Annotated in this window: 9 protein-coding genes; all 9 read left to right on the top strand. The window is 60.1% G+C overall.

The features are described 5' to 3' along the window. The first annotated feature begins 59 nt into the window (after window positions 1-59). The 9 genes from H7C18_RS16880 to H7C18_RS16920 all read left to right on the top strand — a co-directional run bounded on the left by H7C18_RS16880 (window position 60) and on the right by H7C18_RS16920 (window position 16,044). Entirely contained in the window at window positions 60-2,108 is a 2,049-nt protein-coding gene (locus tag H7C18_RS16880; RefSeq protein WP_185130265.1) for an alpha-L-arabinofuranosidase C-terminal domain-containing protein, read from the top strand. Window positions 2,109-2,196: 88 nt separating this feature from the next. Next, a complete protein-coding gene (locus H7C18_RS16885) occupies window positions 2,197-4,311 on the top strand; it encodes a hypothetical protein (protein WP_185130266.1) in 2,115 nt (704 codons plus the stop codon). Between the two features lie 21 nt (window positions 4,312-4,332). After that, window positions 4,333-5,925 carry a type 2 periplasmic-binding domain-containing protein gene (locus tag H7C18_RS16890; RefSeq protein ID WP_185130267.1) on the top strand — a complete coding sequence of 531 codons (1,593 nt, stop codon included), beginning with the start codon at window positions 4,333-4,335 and terminating at the stop codon, window positions 5,923-5,925. A gap of 99 nt (window positions 5,926-6,024) precedes the next feature. Further along, a complete protein-coding gene (locus tag H7C18_RS35760; RefSeq protein ID WP_185130268.1) occupies window positions 6,025-8,913 on the top strand; it encodes a fibronectin type III domain-containing protein in 2,889 nt (962 codons plus the stop codon). A 120-nt stretch (window positions 8,914-9,033) separates the two neighbouring features. After that, complete coding sequence (locus H7C18_RS16900; protein WP_185130269.1) at window positions 9,034-10,464, top strand: LamG-like jellyroll fold domain-containing protein; 1,431 nt, start codon at window positions 9,034-9,036, stop codon at window positions 10,462-10,464. Between the two features lie 257 nt (window positions 10,465-10,721). Continuing rightward, the gene (locus H7C18_RS16905) at window positions 10,722-11,750 is read left to right on the top strand and encodes a LacI family DNA-binding transcriptional regulator (protein ID WP_185130270.1); all 1,029 of its coding nucleotides are present in this window, start codon (window positions 10,722-10,724) and stop codon (window positions 11,748-11,750) included. Window positions 11,751-11,752: 2 nt separating this feature from the next. After that, the gene (locus H7C18_RS35765) at window positions 11,753-14,032 is read left to right on the top strand and encodes a helix-turn-helix domain-containing protein (RefSeq protein ID WP_185130271.1); all 2,280 of its coding nucleotides are present in this window, start codon (window positions 11,753-11,755) and stop codon (window positions 14,030-14,032) included. A 118-nt stretch (window positions 14,033-14,150) separates the two neighbouring features. Next, a complete protein-coding gene (locus tag H7C18_RS16915) occupies window positions 14,151-15,128 on the top strand; it encodes an ABC transporter permease (protein WP_238357758.1) in 978 nt (325 codons plus the stop codon). A 19-nt stretch (window positions 15,129-15,147) separates the two neighbouring features. Further along, a complete protein-coding gene (locus H7C18_RS16920) occupies window positions 15,148-16,044 on the top strand; it encodes a carbohydrate ABC transporter permease (protein ID WP_185130272.1) in 897 nt (298 codons plus the stop codon). The last annotated feature ends 19 nt before the right edge of the window (window positions 16,045-16,063 follow it).

The following is a 16,063-nucleotide window of genomic DNA, read 5'->3' on the forward strand; positions in this document are numbered from 1 at the left end:
AGAAAAGGTCCCATTGCCGCCAAAGGCGGAGGACTGGCTAACGACAGGAGGAGCACGCGATGAATGCAGCGAAGCAAGCAGCCCGCGTCACGGTGGGCACGGAGGTATCGGAGCATACGGTCAGCCCTTATCTGTTCGGCCATTTCATCGAGGATATCGACGACCACATGCCGGCCATGCTGGCGTATCCGCTTCGCAACATGGACTTCGAGGAGGAGGACCGGGACGCGGACGGCGTCTCCGGCTGCTGGTATCCGCTGGGCTTCGGCAAGCATGCCCGGTTCGCTCTGGAGCCGGCCGCGCGCGGGCACGGGGGCCACAGCCAGAAGATCCGGCTGTTCAACAAAGACCGTTGCGCCGCGGGAATCGGCCAGAGAGTCCAAGCGGAGGCCGGCGTTCCGTATCGCCTGAGGATCATCGCCAGAGCCACCCGCGAGATCGCCAAGCTGCACGTCAAGCTGACGGACCGCGGCACCGGCGAGCTGCTCGGATTCCTGGAGCTCGGCATCCGCAGCCACCGGTGGGAGGAGCTGGCCGGCAGCCTCAGCGCCACGCGGTCCTGCGCGGATGCCGAACTGCAAGTATGGGCCGTGCCGCTTCCCGCCGCGGAATGGGAGGATTCGGTCTCGACGGGGCTCGTCTGGTTCGACCACGTATCCCTTCTGCCCGAACGGGAGACCGGGCTGCTGAAAAAGGAAGTATTCGAGATGGCCGGGGAGCTCAACGCCGGCATCATGCGGCTTGGCGGCAACGTGATCAGCCTGTACCATTGGGAGGACTTCGTCGGCCCGACGGACCTTCGGCCGAACTATGTGAACGAAGCGTGGGAGGAGGCCGGCCACGTTCACAAGTATTTCGGCACCGACGAATTCGTCGCGCTGTGCCGGCAGCTTGGCGTCGAGCCGCAGATCTGCGTCAACGCGGGAACGGGAACGGCGGAAGAGGCGGCCAGATGGGTCGAATACTGCAACGGCGGCGCGGACACGGAGATGGGAGCGTTCAGGGCCGCTAACGGACACCCCGAGCCGTACGGGGTCAAATATTGGGAGATCGGCAACGAGATGTACGGCCCTTGGCAGGCGGGAGTGTGCTCGCCCGAGCAGTACGCCGATCTCTATTTGTCGTTCGCGGAAGCCATGAAAGCGAAGGATCGCTCGATCCGGCTCCTCGGCTGCGGAACGGCCAGGGATTCGCTCGCGCCGGGCTGGAACCGGAAGGTGCTGGAGCGGGCCGGCCATGCGATGGATTACTTTACCCTTCATATTTATCAGGGCAGCAACTTCTTTCCCATCGACGCGGGAACGCCGGGACCGGACCGCTTCAAGGCGATGGTCGCCTTCCCCGAGGTCGTCAGGTCGCTGTTCGGGGAAGTCGAAGAGCTGCTTCGAAGCCGGGACGAGCTGAAGCACGTGAAAATCGCGGTGACGGAGTGGAATGCGATGTATTTCCCGAATCCCGACTTTCCGAACGCGCACACGCTGGAAGCGGCGGTCGCGAACGCCTGCATGCTAAACGAGATGATGCGCCAGAGCGGCCTCGTGCGGATCGCCAACTTCTCCGATCTGGTGAACGGCTGGGTCGGCGGCTGCATCCGGGTGGGCGATGCCTACGAACGGATGAAGAAGCCGGGCTGGAGCGGCAAGGAAGGGATCGTCTTCGGGACGGCGACGTACCACCTGATGAAGATGTACGCAGGCCGAAAGCCGCATCGCCTGGTGGAGACGAATGTCGTATGCGATACCTTCGACGCCGGCCCGTCGAAGCTTCCGCTGAACCTGAACGGACTGAAGAAGGTGGACGTCGTCGGCTGCCTATCCGAGAACCGGGATGCGCTAACCCTGTTTATCGTCAACCGATCGCTGGACCGCATCGCGCTCACTTGCGATCTGTCGCCGTGGCGGCCGGCGGACGGTGCGGTCGTGCGGGAGCTGGCGGGACCCGATTACGAGGCGCGCAATACGGTCTGGGAGCCGGACGCGCTGCGCGAGGAAGTTCGCGGCGCCGGCTTGACGGATTCCCGGTGGGAAGGGGAGCTCAGGCCGCATTCGGTATGCGTTCTGGAGGTGCCCCTGCACGTTGCTTCGCCTGTTCCCAGTCGAATCGGATAACATTTCGAGTTTCTGTGTAACGCAATCGGCTTGGGCAAGGCTCATACTGGTATCAGCAAGATTCGCTTTTCTAAAGGAGGGGGAAGATTTGGGCCTAAGCGTGCGATTGGACCGATCTCCGAAGAGGACGAGCCCTTGGCGCGTCGACAAGCGCATCTTCGGCAAGTTCTTCGAGATGAACGGAAGGGACACTTACCCGGGGATTGTGGAGGATTGCATCGCCAACGGTTCGTTCGAGCTCTGGCACTCGAAGAGAAAGAAGGACGGGACCAACCTGCCCTGGACGATGCGGACCGAGATTATGTACCGGGATACGCCGATGACGCCGGGCCTGGCCTATCCGTGGGAGCCGGTCAACTTTCGGGAAGGCGCGTTCGCGCAGCCGGAAGGCGGAATTCACGGCAAGCGGGAGCGAATGCGGTTCCAGCGGATCGCGCTGGAAGGAGAGGGCGAGAAGCTCGGCATCGCCCAGCGGATTACGCTGGCGGACGAGCGGACGCTGGAGTACCGCCTGCGATTGTACGCGCGGGCATCCGGCGCGCATTCCCGCCTTTGCGCCGCTCTGGAAGACAGGGAAGGAAAGGTGCTGGCCGAGAGCGTCGTCGCGCTCGGCGAACAATGGGAGGAGCATGACGTCCGGCTGACGCTTGAACATGCAAGCGCATTCCGTTATGCGGATTCCCCGTTCGGCGAATACCGGCTAAGCCTGATGGCGGAAGCGGACGGACCCGGCGAAGTCGATCTGGATTGGGTGAGGCTGGCGTCCGGCGACGCGGTCGACGATCTGTTCAATCCGACCACGATCGAATGGATCAAGCGGTATGGCGTCACTTCGATCCGCTGGGGCGGCAACTACGCGAACGAGTACAACTGGAAGGATGGAATCGGACCCTGGGAACGGCGGCCGGTCCGGGATAATCTGAACTGGGGCGGGCTGGAGCCGAACTACTTCGGCACGAACGAATTTTTGCGCTTCTGCCGGCTGACCGGCGCGGAGCCGTTCCTGAACGTCGGCTTCAGCTATGACCTGCCGCCCGAGCTGGCGGCCGAATGGGTCGAATACGTCAACGGATCGGCCGATACGCCGATGGGACGGCTGCGCGCGGAGCACGGCTATCCGGAGCCGTGGGGAGTCAAGCTGTGGCAGGTCGGCAACGAGAGCTACGGGGACTATCAGTTCGGCTATACGAACTCGATCGATTTCGCCCGCCGTCTGAAAGGGTATTATGAGGCGATGAAAAGAGCGGATCCGACGATCGCGATCATCGCCGCCGGCGAGGATCCGATGTACGTCGATTATTCGGAGATCCCCGGCCAGCCTCCGATCTGGAACCGCCGGCTGTTCGAGTTCGCGGGACCGGCTTGGATGGAAGGACTCGATATTCACCAGTACACGAGAGGAATCCGCGACGAAGGCCTGCGCCGGCAGTGGATGGAAGAGAACCGGGCGGATCCCATCTTCTACAATCAGGTGCTCGTCTCGTATCCGACCCAATACGAAGCCCTGATTCAAGAATTGAAGCAGCTGGCCGAAGGGTACGGCTTCCGGCCGCTCGCTCTCGAGATCGGGGAATGGAATCTGGAGCCGGAGACGGAGGCGGACTGGCCGAAGGCGGAATACGAGACGATGGCGCACGCCTGCTACGTCGGCTCGATGCTCAACACCTTCATCCGGCAGGGCGACGCCGTCAAATATGCCTATCAGCGGGACAATACGCTCTACTACCGCGCGTATCCGGTCGATATGCGGCCGGTGAATCCCGGCAACGACACTTCGTTGCTTTATGCCGAGCCCTTTCTCCGCAAGGATACGGGCTGGCATTGCCTGGACCTGGAAAAGGAAGGCACCGGCTTCGAGATGCCGCAAACGTGGGTGCGAATCCGCCCGATGGCGAACATTCCGCATATCGACGTCGCGGCCGTTCTGTCGGATGCCGGCGACGAGATCGTTCTGTTCGCGGTCAATCGGGATTTGAAGGCCGCCGGAACGCTGTCGGTGGCGGGCGACTGGCAGCCGGGAAGGATGAAGGCGACGGCTCGGCTTCAGTCCGCCGATACCCCGTTCCTAAGACAGGAGAATTGGTACGGGGCGACCGGCGGCTACCGCTTGGCGGAGCTTGAACCGCAGACGTCTCCGGACGGCGGGATCGAGCTGGCCATGCCGGCAGGCTCGGTCGCGCGCTTGACGATCAAACTAAGCTGACGACAAAAGGGGAAACGAACCATGAAAAAACAGCTGCTGCTGCTGGCCGCGGCCATCACGGCGGTCAGCCTGACCGCATGTTCCTCCAATAGCAACAATAGCTCGAATTCGGGAGCGGGAGCTTCCTCCTCCGTCCCGGCTTCTCCGGCCTCCACGGCTTCCGCCTCTTCGGCGCCGGGAACGGCTGCGCCCAATGCGGGCATCGACGACGGCAAGGAGACGATGGACATTACGCTGATGGTTCCGCAATACGCGGAGATCGGCCCTTCCAGCGACTCGGAGCTCGTGAAGAAGCTGGACGAGAAGCTGAACGTCAAGCTGGACATCCAATGGATTCCGGGCGCCAGCTATAACGACAAGATCAGCGTGCTGGCCGCCTCGAACAGCCTTCCCGACGTGTACCGCGTGGCCACGCAGGACTACATGCAATGGCGGGACAAGGGCGTGTTCATGGACGTCAAGCCTTCGCTCGCCTCGTATCCGAATCTGACGCAATACCTTCCCGAAGAAGCCTGGAAGGAACTGAACGGCAAGGACCGCTATTACGGTCTTCCTTACTACAGCATTCCTCATCTGTTCTCGATGGCGATCCGGCAGGACTGGCTGGACAAGCTCCATTTGCAAATGCCGGCGACGGTCGACGAATTCTACAACGTGGCCAAAGCTTTCGTCACGGACGACCCGGACGGGGACGGCAAGAACGACACGACCGGCTTCTCGATCATCGTCGATTCCGACGGCAAGTTCGAGAACGCGGAGTTTCTGGAAGGCGCTTTCGGCCTGGGCAACGAATGGGCGCTTAAGGACGGCAAGCTGGTGGCGATGCAAGCGCAGACGGAAGAGCTCAAAGCGTTCATCGGTTTCCTTAACAAAGCTTATTCCGAAGGCGTGCTCGACAAGAATTTCCTGGTCATGAAGCCGGCCGACGCCCGCAACAAGCTGTGGAACGGACAGGTGGGCATCCAGCGTCTCAACCCGAACGAAGCTCTTCGCCTCGACGAGCCGAACATTCAGAAAAATTTCCCGAACGCGAAGCTCTCCCAGCTGCTGCCGGCCGGACCGACCGGCATCCGGGCCACGCAGACGGACGGGATGGGCCAGACCAAAGTCGTCATCAACGCCAAGATCGATCCGAAGAAGCAGCAGCGGATCCTGAAGCTGCTCGACTACATGCTCTCCGACGAAGGGTACGATCTCATCAAAGACGGAGTCGAGGGCGTGGACTACAAGAAGAAGGATGACGGAACGTACGAGAAGCTCGAGACCAAAGACGCCGGCAACCTGTTCTCCATCAACTTTTTCCGGCGCGCGGACAGCGCGATTCAGCTTCACAAGTACAATGACCAGAATTACGTCAAGCAGGTCGAGCAATGGCTCGACAACAACGACAAGTACGATTGGCCGAACTACGGCTTAGGTCTTGCGGCGGAGACGGAAGTGTACAAGAAAGTGAACTTCGCCACGCTGAACACGAAGTGGATGTCCACGATGGTCAACATCATTACGGGCCAGGCGCCGATCGACGATATCGACAAGGCGGCGAGCGATTGGCTCAAGAACGGCGGACAGCAGCTGACCGACGAAGTGAACCAGATTTACCAGGAACGCCAGTAACGACCCGGAGACGGGCGCGCGCTGCCGAACAGGCGCGCCCGCTTGCGGAAGAATTCGGATCGCGGCTTCCCATTCCACTGGAAAAAGGAGATTGAAATCGTGAGGAAAATCGGCTTTGGGTCCGTTCTTTTCGCACTCGCATCCTCCGTGGTATTGACTTCCGCTTTCCCGCAGCTTACGCACGCCGATCCTGCGGCCGCCGTCATCGATATCGATACGGGCAGCGCCTATTCGTACAGCCCCGACTTTCGGGGGATGAACAACGAGCCGGAGCGCACTTCGATCAAGATGAACGATCCGGACTTCATCGATGCCGCGCTCGACTACGGACGCATCGGCTTTGTCCGTTGGCCGGGAGGAACGCCGACCAACAGTTTTTCCTGGAAGCTGGGCATCACCGATTCCGAATTTACCGGCCAGGCCCAGAAGGAGCCGCGCCGCTACTACAACCAGCTCTATTCGCAGCGTTATCAGATCGCCAAAGGCGACGAGCGCATCTCCGATTACGTGGACTTCCTGCAGCAGACCGGAGCCAAAGCGGTCATTATGGTCAACGTCCTGCAGTACAATCCGGAGCAGGCGCGGGATTTGGCGAAGTATTTGTACGAGAATCATGTCCCCGTCCTCTATTTCGAACTCGGCAACGAAATCTCGTTCTATGTATCGGGCAGCGGCAACCAGCAGGCGGCCTTCAAGTCCGGCACCGATTATCTCGATCGCGCGAAAGTGTTCAACGACGTGATCAAATCGGCTTATCCGGGCGCCAAGACGGTCATCTCCATGAGCAACAACCAGGTGCAGAGCTTCGACGAGGACGTATACAATTACGCGAATCCCTACTGGGACGCGATCACCACGCACCGGTTCGTCGGAGACGGCGCGACCGCGAGCGCGGCGATGAGCAGCGCCAACGGGTATTTGAGCAGCTGGAACTCCCTGATCAACGACAACTATGCGGCTCATCTCGACAATCCGCAGATTTTTATCGGCGAGCACGGCGTCAAGCTCGGCGGGCTGCTGGACAACACGCAATATGGCGGCATCTACGTGAGCGAATCGATTCTCCGTCTGATCACGAACCCGCATATTGCCCATTTGGCGGGCTACCGCTTTACGAACGGCGTCTTCACGCCTTCCGTCGATTACGGAACGTTGCTTGAAGACGCTTATCAAGACGGCCATACGGTCGATGCGGCGGCCTTGGACTTCGCTCCCTACTACAGCACGCCCGCCGACTCGCTGCAGGTCGTCGACGGCGCCGTCAATCAGGGCACGACCGCCTGGAGCACCACGGTAACGGGAGGCGACACCGTCGCCATGACGGGCGGCACGATGCCCGCTCTGTTCGCCCAGGCGTTCGAAGGAGACAACGGGAAAGATTACGTCGTCATCACGAACAAGTCCGGAAGCGAGCAGCAAGCCGAGATCAAGCTGAACGGCGCCGGCGTCACCGCCGCCATGACGAAATCGTACACGACATCGACCGATCCGCTCGCGACCAACAGCGCGAGCAACCCGAACGTCGTAACGGTACAGTCCGCTCCGACGGGCAACCCGGTCGTTGTGCCGCCTTACAGCGTCATGCGGGTGGAATGGACGGGAGACGTCGGCTTGGCCGCGCCGAGAGCGCCGGATCTGATGAACACGGAGGCGGGCGACGGTACGGTGACGCTCAAGTGGCAATCGAGCTTGAACGCGACGGGGTACAAAGTGAAGGTCGGGACTTCGTCCGGCAGCTACGGGACGACGGTCGACGTCGGCCATTCGCTCAGCCGAACGATTACCGGCTTGACCAACGGCAGCACCTATTATTTTGCGGTGACGGCCTACAACGCGGCGGGAGAGAGCGGGCTCTCGAACGAGACGTCCGCGACGCTGTCGCCCCCGGCCGCCCCGATGTCCAGACGAGCGTATGCGGAGTCGGACGGCGCCATCGCCGTCGAGTGGCAGAGCGTGCCGGGAGCGACGGGCTACAAGCTGCAGTACGGGACGTCTTCGGGATCGTATCCGAACACGATCGACGTCGGGAACAATCTTGGCCAGCTCGTCATGGGTCTGACGCCCGGTACGACCTACTACTTTACGGTCAAAGCTTACAACGGAAGAGGAGACAGCGGCGCTTCGGCCGAGATGACGGCTGCCGCGGCAAGCTGGCTGCCGCTCGCTCCTCACGATGCCGCCATCGCGAGCGAGTCGTCTGCTTCGATCACCCTTAGCTGGACCCCGACCCGGACGGAGACGTACCGCGAATACTTCGAGGACGGCGCGGCCCAAGGATGGTCGGCGAAGAAAGGAACCTGGAGCATCGCGACCGACAACGCCCGAGGCGCTAACTTCTACCAATCGCCGCTGGACAGCACGGGCCTGGCCGTCTTCGACAACAGCGCGACCGGCGATTACGAAGGCGAAGCGATGTTCGAGCAGGCGGGTACGTCTTCCGGCAAGGCGGCCTATGCCTATGGGCTCGTCGCGCGGTACGTGGACGACGGCAACTATTACAAGTTCGTCTACAACATCAACGAGGACCGCTTCAAAATCGTTAAGGTGGCGGGCGGCACGGAGACGGTGCTGGCCTCCAAAACGCGGGCCGAAGCGCTGTCCGGCGCCAATGCCGCTTCCCTGGATCTGTCGCGCCTGCTGATGTATCTCCGCGTCGACGGCAGCACGATCGAGGCTTCCGTCAACCAGTTGGGGCCGATTCTCACGGTAACGGACTCTGCGTTCCCGAGCGGCAAGTTCGGCCTTTATTCCCTGAACGTGAAGGCGAACGCCAACTGGACGCGAATTTACCGCAACAACGCGGACAGCTACACGGTGTACCGCAGCACGCAGCCGAACACGAACTTCACCGCGTTGCAGAGCGGCATTACGGGTACGTCCTACACCGATACGACCCCGACTCCCGGCGTGACGTACTATTATCGGATTACCGCCGTAAACGCCAACGGGGAGAGCTATCATCACTCCAACACGCTGCGCAAAAATTAAACGCTCGGGAAGCCGGCTTCGGCTTTCCAAAGCGGGATTCCTCTTCGGAGGGGTCCCGCTTCTCACGGAAAGGTCCGGCTGAAATCCTGATATTTTCACCGAAAGGGAGGAACGCATCCGATGATGTCATCCGTACATTCCGATCATCGAGCCTATCTCATGGGCTACTTTCGCTCCGGGCCGGCCCAGACGCACAAGACGGAGCAGCTTCATTACGCTTACAGCCGGGACGGCAGGCATTGGTACGAACTGAACGGGAACCGGCCCGTCTGGGCTTCGTCTCTGGGAGAGGGGATTTTGCGGGACCCGTTCATCGGCCGGGGGCCGGACGGCAAGTGGCGTCTTGTATTCACCATTCGGCCGATGGGCCCCTCGATCGGCTACGCGGAGTCCGACGATCTGATCCATTGGACGGACGAGAAGGCGCTGCCGCTGATGGCGGACGTCCCCGATACGGTCAACAGCTGGGCGCCGGAATTCAGCTATGATCCGGCGACGGAACAATTCCTCGTGTATTGGGCTTCGAGCACGGGCAAGAATTTGAGCAACAGCAAACATTATGCTGCGCGAACAAGGGACTGGAACTCGTTCTCCGGCGCGGAGCTGTTTTTCGATCCGGGGTTTCAGACGATCGACGCCAGCCTGGCCGAGCACGACGGGAAGTATTATATGGCGGTCAAAGACGAGAGCAACGTCTACGACCCGGAGAAGCGCCCCCATCCGCCGATGAACTTCCTCGCCGTCGCCGATCGGCCGGAGGGCCCCTACGAGCGGATCGCCGGGGTTCAAACGCCGGATTTCACGGAAGGGCCGGAATTTCTGTGGCTCGGCGCCGAGCGGAAGTGGATTCTGCTCTACGACTATTGGGCTTACGGCAAATTCGGCGCGATGGAATCGGACGACATGCTTCATTGGTCCGGGGAATTGGACGAGAGCCTTGTCCGCTTCCCTTACCGGGCCCGTCACGCGACGGTGTTTGCCGTCTCCGAGGAGGAACTGCTCCGCTTGCTCGACCGGTACGCGCTGCTGGCCCATTACCGGACGCCGACGTATTCCCCGGTGCGGGTCGCCGCCTGGGAACCCGACGGATTCCTGCACGACGCGTTCGGCCTGCGGACGGTGACGATGCAGTTCCGGCCGAACCGGACAGCCGGCACGCAAGTGCTGTACGATGAGGGGGATGCGGACAACGGGCTGGCGCTTCGCATCCGCGACGGCCGGCCGGAGGGCGCCGTCCGTTCGAACGGAAGCCTCTTGACGGTAACCGGAGGCGAGCTGCCTCCGGAGCCGGGAAAGTGGCTGGACGTTGCGCTGACGTTCGAGGAAGGAACGCTGAGCCTGTACGTCGGCGGCGCTCTCGCGGCCAAGGAGTCCGCGCCGTTCCGGCTGGTCCGCAGTCACGACGGAGCGGGCGGCTATGGCGGCCGGTTCGGCACGGACGCGTTCGGCGACTCGGACGGCCGCGCCGCGTTCGACGGCGCGATCCGGAACGTGCGCGTCTATTCCGTTCCGCTTCGTGCGGAGGACATCGCCTTGGTGACGCGGGGCTAACGGGGCGGCGCAATCGGCGCCGAATCTCGCAAAAAAATAGGATAGAGAAGATAGGCTGCCGATGCGAACGAACGGCAGCCTATTTTCATTTCGAATGCCTATCGCGTTCGCTTAATACCCGCTAGGAAAGCGTTCGGCTCAATGGTAAAATAAAGAAAAGTCAGACCTAAATAATTGATTTAACGTTAACTCATTTCATGCATCCATCCGAAATTACGCTTTGCAGCCGATCATTTTTTACGATACGGGAGGGTCCCATGGTCAAACTGAAGGATATCGCCGAGCGGGCGGGCGTCTCCATGATGACGGTGACGCATGCTCTGCGCGGAACGGGCAGGATGTCGGACGATACTCGCCGCTTGATCCGCGAGATCGCCGACGAGCTTCATTACTTGCCGAACGAAGTGGCGCGCGGCCTGCGCAGCAAAGAGACGAAAACCATCGCCTTTATCGTGCGCCACCTGAGCAACCCGCATTTTGCCTTGATGGCGGAAGCGGTCGAGGAGACCGCCTGGAAGGCCGGCTACCGCGTCTATCTGTGCCAGTCGAGCGACCGGCTGGACCGGGAGGCGGAATACGTCCGCACGGCGATATCCTCCAAAGTCGACGGCATTGTGATGACGCCGGTACAGGAGGAGGACAATCGGCATCTGCAATTGCTGCGCAAGCAAGGCATTCCCTATGTGACCATCGGCCACCGTCCCGATCCGGACAGCGCCCCGGGAGATCATGTCGTCACCGACAATCGGCAGAAGGCGGCCGAGCTTGCGGCGCATATGGTTCGGCAAGGCCACCGGCGCATCGCCGTGGCCGACAGCCGGAACAACTCCGTCATCATGGAGCGGACGGAAGGCTTCGTGGAGGAACTGCGCCGCGCCGGTTGCTTTGAAGAACGCCTGCGAATTCCGGAGAAGAACGGGCGGCTGCTGATCGAGGAGATTTTGGAGCGCGGCAGGCCCTACCCGACAGCGATGCTGCTGACGCACCCGTTCGGTGCGATCGAAGCCATCGAAGAGCTCCGCCGCCGCGGGATGCAGGTTCCCGACCATCTGGCGCTCGCCTGCTTTGACGACTTTCCGATGCTGGCCCGGATCCAGCCGCTGCTGACGGTGATGTCCCAGGATTCGGCGGGAATGGGCTCGTTCGCCGTGGAGTTGCTGCTGAAGCGCATTCGCGAAGGCATCCCATCCGCCTTCGAGACGATCGTCGTGCCGGCGCAATTGACGGTTCGCCAATCCTGCCGCTTGCCGAACCGGGAGCTGCAAGCGGACAAGGAGGAGCGGTAAAGGTGCGTACGTGGTTGAAGCCTCACACCAGGATTCTGTTCGATAACCTGCTGCCGTTTTTGATCATTATGGCGTTGTCGTCCGGGGTCGGCTATCTCATTTATCAGAAAACTTCCTTCGTTCTGGAGAACGAAACCAAGCAAGCGAATCAGGTGCTGCTCCGCCAAAGCATGCAAGCGGTGGACAGCCAGCTCCGTTCGCTGGACGGCATCCTGCAGAAAATCGCCGACGAGCCCGGGATTCAAAATTTGAATCGCCTGAACGATCCGTTGCAAGGGGAGCATCTAATCAAAGTGCTTCGAGCGAAGAAGCAGCTGCAGGATTATTGGACGACGAACGACTACGTGCTCGATTTTTTTCTGTTTTTCCCCGGCAATGGGCTGGTTCTGAACAACAATTTCGTCGGCAGCATGTCCAGGTTCCCGCAGATCTTTTCCTATCCTGACGACAAAACATTCTTGGATAAGCTTCTGAAGGACTACTATTTCCGTCAAACGCTTCCCGTCTCGAAGGTGAATCTGGAGAATAGAGTCTATTCGGCATTGAGCTACCTGCAATCGTTCGGGTATAAGGATTTCTCCAGCGGAACGGCGCTGATCCTGCTGCGGGAGGACAAGATCCAGCAGCTCCTGCGCGGGCTCCATATCGGGAACGGCTGGGCGTACATCGCCGATTCCGAAGGACGGCTGCTCATGAGCCTGCAGGGAGACGGGGCGAAGTCCGCGGCTTATCCCCTGGCGCTTCCTTCGTCCGACGGGGTCATGAAGGAGAAGATCGGCGGAGAGGAGATGATGGTCACCTACGTGACCTCCTCCTATAACGGCTGGGTGTATGTCGCGGCCCAGCCGAAGGCGATCGTGCTGAATAAAATCGTCTACATCAAACAAGTCAGCCTCACGATTCTGATTCTGTTCATGATCGCGGCGGCGCTGATTGCGCTGCAATTCGCCTACCGCAGCAGCAAGCCGGTTCGCGGGCTGATGAACGCCGTCGCGGGGCATGTCCCGGAGTCGCTTCGCATGAAGGGCAATGCGCTTGGAGCCATTCAACGGGCCGTCTCCAGCCTGATCGATACCCACCAGGAGATGGAGGTTCGGATGAGACAACAATTGCCGCTGCTGAGGTCATCGTTCTTCGATCGGCTGCTGCGCGGACAATTTGCCTCCGAAGCCGAGATCAAGGCGCTCCTGGACGAGCTGAAGCTGACCTGGGGAGAAGGAGGCTTCAGCCTCGCGGCGCTGCTGACCCTGTCTACGGAATACGAAGAGAGCGACCGGAGGGACGTCGGCAGGCTGAATGAAAAGAAGGCGATCGTACGCGAATATCTGCAGCGCGAATCGCAGCCGTTCTGCTACGTGCACGAAACGGACGACGCCCAGCTGGCGCTGCTGTTTCATTTCGACGAGGAGGACGAGCGAGCGCTCGCCGAACGGGCGGATCGGCTGCTGCGCCGGGTGCAGCAGGAGCTGAAGGAGAAGTTCGGCATCCGTACGCTCCTCTCGGCCGGAAGCTTCTGCCGGCCGCGGAAGGAGCTTGCCCGCTCGTTCCGGGAAGCGCAGCGGGCGGCGGTCATCGGCAAGGACAGCGGCGTCCAGTGGCATCGGGAGACACCCCTTCCGAATCATGTGTATTATTATCCCGATAATGTCGAGGCCCGGCTGCTTCATCTGGTCAAGTCGAGCAACGAGGAAGAACTGTTGCTGCTGCTCGACGAGCTGGAACGGGAAAACTTCGAGAGCCGCGAATTGCCGAGGTACTTGCTGCAGGTGTTTGTAATGGACTTCGTTGGCAGCTTGGTCAAGCTTTCGGAGTCGGCCGAGGTGATCGGCCTGGAAGGGCTGAGCGCAGAACTGGCCCGCGGGGAATGGAGCGGCCATCCGAAACAGCAATTCCGGTCGCTGCGCCAGCTGCTTCTTCGCAGCTGCCTTCTGACCCGAGAGCGCAAGCAGCAGCGGCAGCAGCAGGATTTCGAACAATACCTGCAATGTGTCGACGAGCATTATACCGATCCGCAAATGTCCCTGACGTATCTGGCGGAGCGCTTCAATGTGACCGAAACGTATATGTCCCGAAGGTTCAAGGAGTATGCCGGAATCAACTTCTTCGAGTATCTGGAGAAGAAGCGAATCGAGGTTTCCAAGCTTCTGCTGACGCAGAAGAAGCTGACGGTCGGGGAGATCGCCGTGTCCGTGGGCTATCATTCCGCCAACACGTTCGGCAGGGCATTCAAGCGTGTCACCGGCCTTACGCCCAATGCCTACCGCGAGCAGAACGGCGATTGATGCAGGGTTATATGCAATTTTTTAAGCGCTTGCAATTCTTGCATTTCGCCCTTCGGATCAAGAATTGCAGGCCTTGCCGAAGCATCCTCTTTACCGCGGCCGCTCTTGCCGGCTATAGTTGGCCCAAGTCCCGGCCGGGCAAGCAAGCGAACGACAAAGGGGGGAGAGCGTCACGAGCTGGAACGGTTCCGTCAAACGCGTCCTGCGAGGCTGGCAACTGTATACGCTGCTGTTGCCGCCTCTGGCTTATCTGATTGTATTTCGGTATTTTCCGCTGTACGGCGCCCAGATCGCCTTCAAAAACTACAACCTGGTCAAAGGCATCTCGGGCAGCGAATGGGTGGGTTTGAAGTATTTCAACCAGTTTTTTCATTCGTACGAGTTCTGGCGAATCATGGGCAACACGCTGGGCCTCAGTCTGTACCATCTCCTTGTCGGCTTTCCGTTTCCCATCCTTCTGGCGCTTAGCCTGAATTACGTCGCCAGCGCCCGCTTTAAAAATCTGATACAAATGGTGACCTATGCGCCTCACCTCATCTCCGTTGTCGTCATGGTCGGCATCATCATGCAGTTTCTCTCCCCGAAGACCGGTCCGATCGGCGCTTTGCTCGGTCTGTTGGGGGTAGACACGCAACTGCCGAATCTGATGGGGGAGCCGTCGGCCTTCAAGAGCATTTACGTCTGGTCGGATATTTGGCAGCATACGGGCTTCTCCTGCATCATCTATCTGGCCGCCCTGGCGGGAATCGATCCGGCCCTGCACGAGGCGGCGGTCGTGGACGGAGCGAGCAAGCTGAAGCGAATGCGGCATATCGATCTGCCCGGCATCTTGCCGATGGCGATGATTCTGCTGATTCTGGAGACGGGGCGGGTATTCGATCTCGGCTTCGAGAAGGTGCTGCTGCTGCAGAATCCGCTGAACATGAGAACGTCGGAAATCATCGATACCTACGTGTACAACATGGGCCTGAAATCCATGGTTCCGAACTTCTCCTATGCGTCCGCCATCGGGCTGTTCAAAAATGTACTCGCTTTCATCTTGATCATGACCGTCAACCGAATCTCGAAAAAGGCGGGTCAATCCAGCCTGTGGTAGCAAGGGGGAGGGAAGGCCGATGGAAATCGCCCGGATGAAAAACGCCAGGGGAGACCGCGCGTTCAGCTTCATCGTTTACCTGTTTCTGTGCGTCATTTTGGTCATCGTGTTGTATCCGATCCTGTTTATTCTCAGCTCGTCCTTCAGCGCGAAGGATGCGGTAACGGCGGGCGAGGTGGTGCTGTTTCCGGTTGGCTTCAGTCTGGAGGGATACAAGGCCGTCTTTGACGAGCCCGCGTTTCTGCAAGCGTTCTTGAGGTCTGTCGGCTACACGGTCGTCGGAACCGTCATCAATGTGGCCATTACGATTCTGGCCGCCTATCCGCTGGCGCGAAAGGATCTGAAGGGACGCGGACTGTTCATGCTGCTGTTCGCCTTCACGATGTTTTTTCAAGGCGGCTTGATCCCGACCTATCTCGTGGTCAAGGGGGCCGGGCTCCTTAACTCGCCTTGGGCGCTTTGGCTGCCGGCGGCGCTGAGTATCTGGAACATGATCATCGCCCGGACTTATTTCCAGACCACGATCCCGCACGATCTGCTGGAGGCGGCGCAGATGGACGGCTGCAACGACTACGCCTTCCTGTGGAAAATCGCGCTTCCGCTGTCGGGACCGATCCTTGCCGTCATCTCGCTGTTTTACGCCGTCGACCACTGGAACCAATATTTCAATGCGCTGCTGTACTTGAACAAACCGAATCTGTATCCGCTGCAGCTGGTGCTGCGGGAAATTCTGGTGCGAAGCCAGATGAGCACGGATTATATGGGCGACACGGCGGACTCGGCGAAGATGCTCGGTCTCGCAGAGCTGCTCAAATACTGCCTGATCGTCGTATCGACCTTGCCGATGATGATCGTTTACCCGTTCGTGCAGCGCTTCTTCGTGAAAGGCGTCATGATCGGCGCTCTGAAAGGGTAGTTTTGTCAAACTTATTCCA

Source organism: Cohnella zeiphila (assembly GCF_014212055.1).
GTDB classification, from domain to species: Bacteria; Bacillota; Bacilli; order Paenibacillales; family Paenibacillaceae; genus Cohnella; species Cohnella zeiphila.

Bases quoted from the DNA above. Each gene is read 5' to 3' on its own strand.
- H7C18_RS16900 (WP_185130269.1), top strand. From the start codon at position 9,034: ATGATGTCATCCGTACATTCCGATCATCGAGCCTATCTCATGGGCTAC.
- H7C18_RS16920 (WP_185130272.1), top strand. From the start codon at position 15,148: ATGGAAATCGCCCGGATGAAAAACGCCAGGGGAGACCGCGCGTTCAGC.
- H7C18_RS16880 (WP_185130265.1), top strand. From the start codon at position 60: ATGAATGCAGCGAAGCAAGCAGCCCGCGTCACGGTGGGCACGGAGGTA.
- H7C18_RS16890 (WP_185130267.1), top strand. From the start codon at position 4,333: ATGAAAAAACAGCTGCTGCTGCTGGCCGCGGCCATCACGGCGGTCAGC.
- H7C18_RS16905 (WP_185130270.1), top strand. From the start codon at position 10,722: ATGGTCAAACTGAAGGATATCGCCGAGCGGGCGGGCGTCTCCATGATG.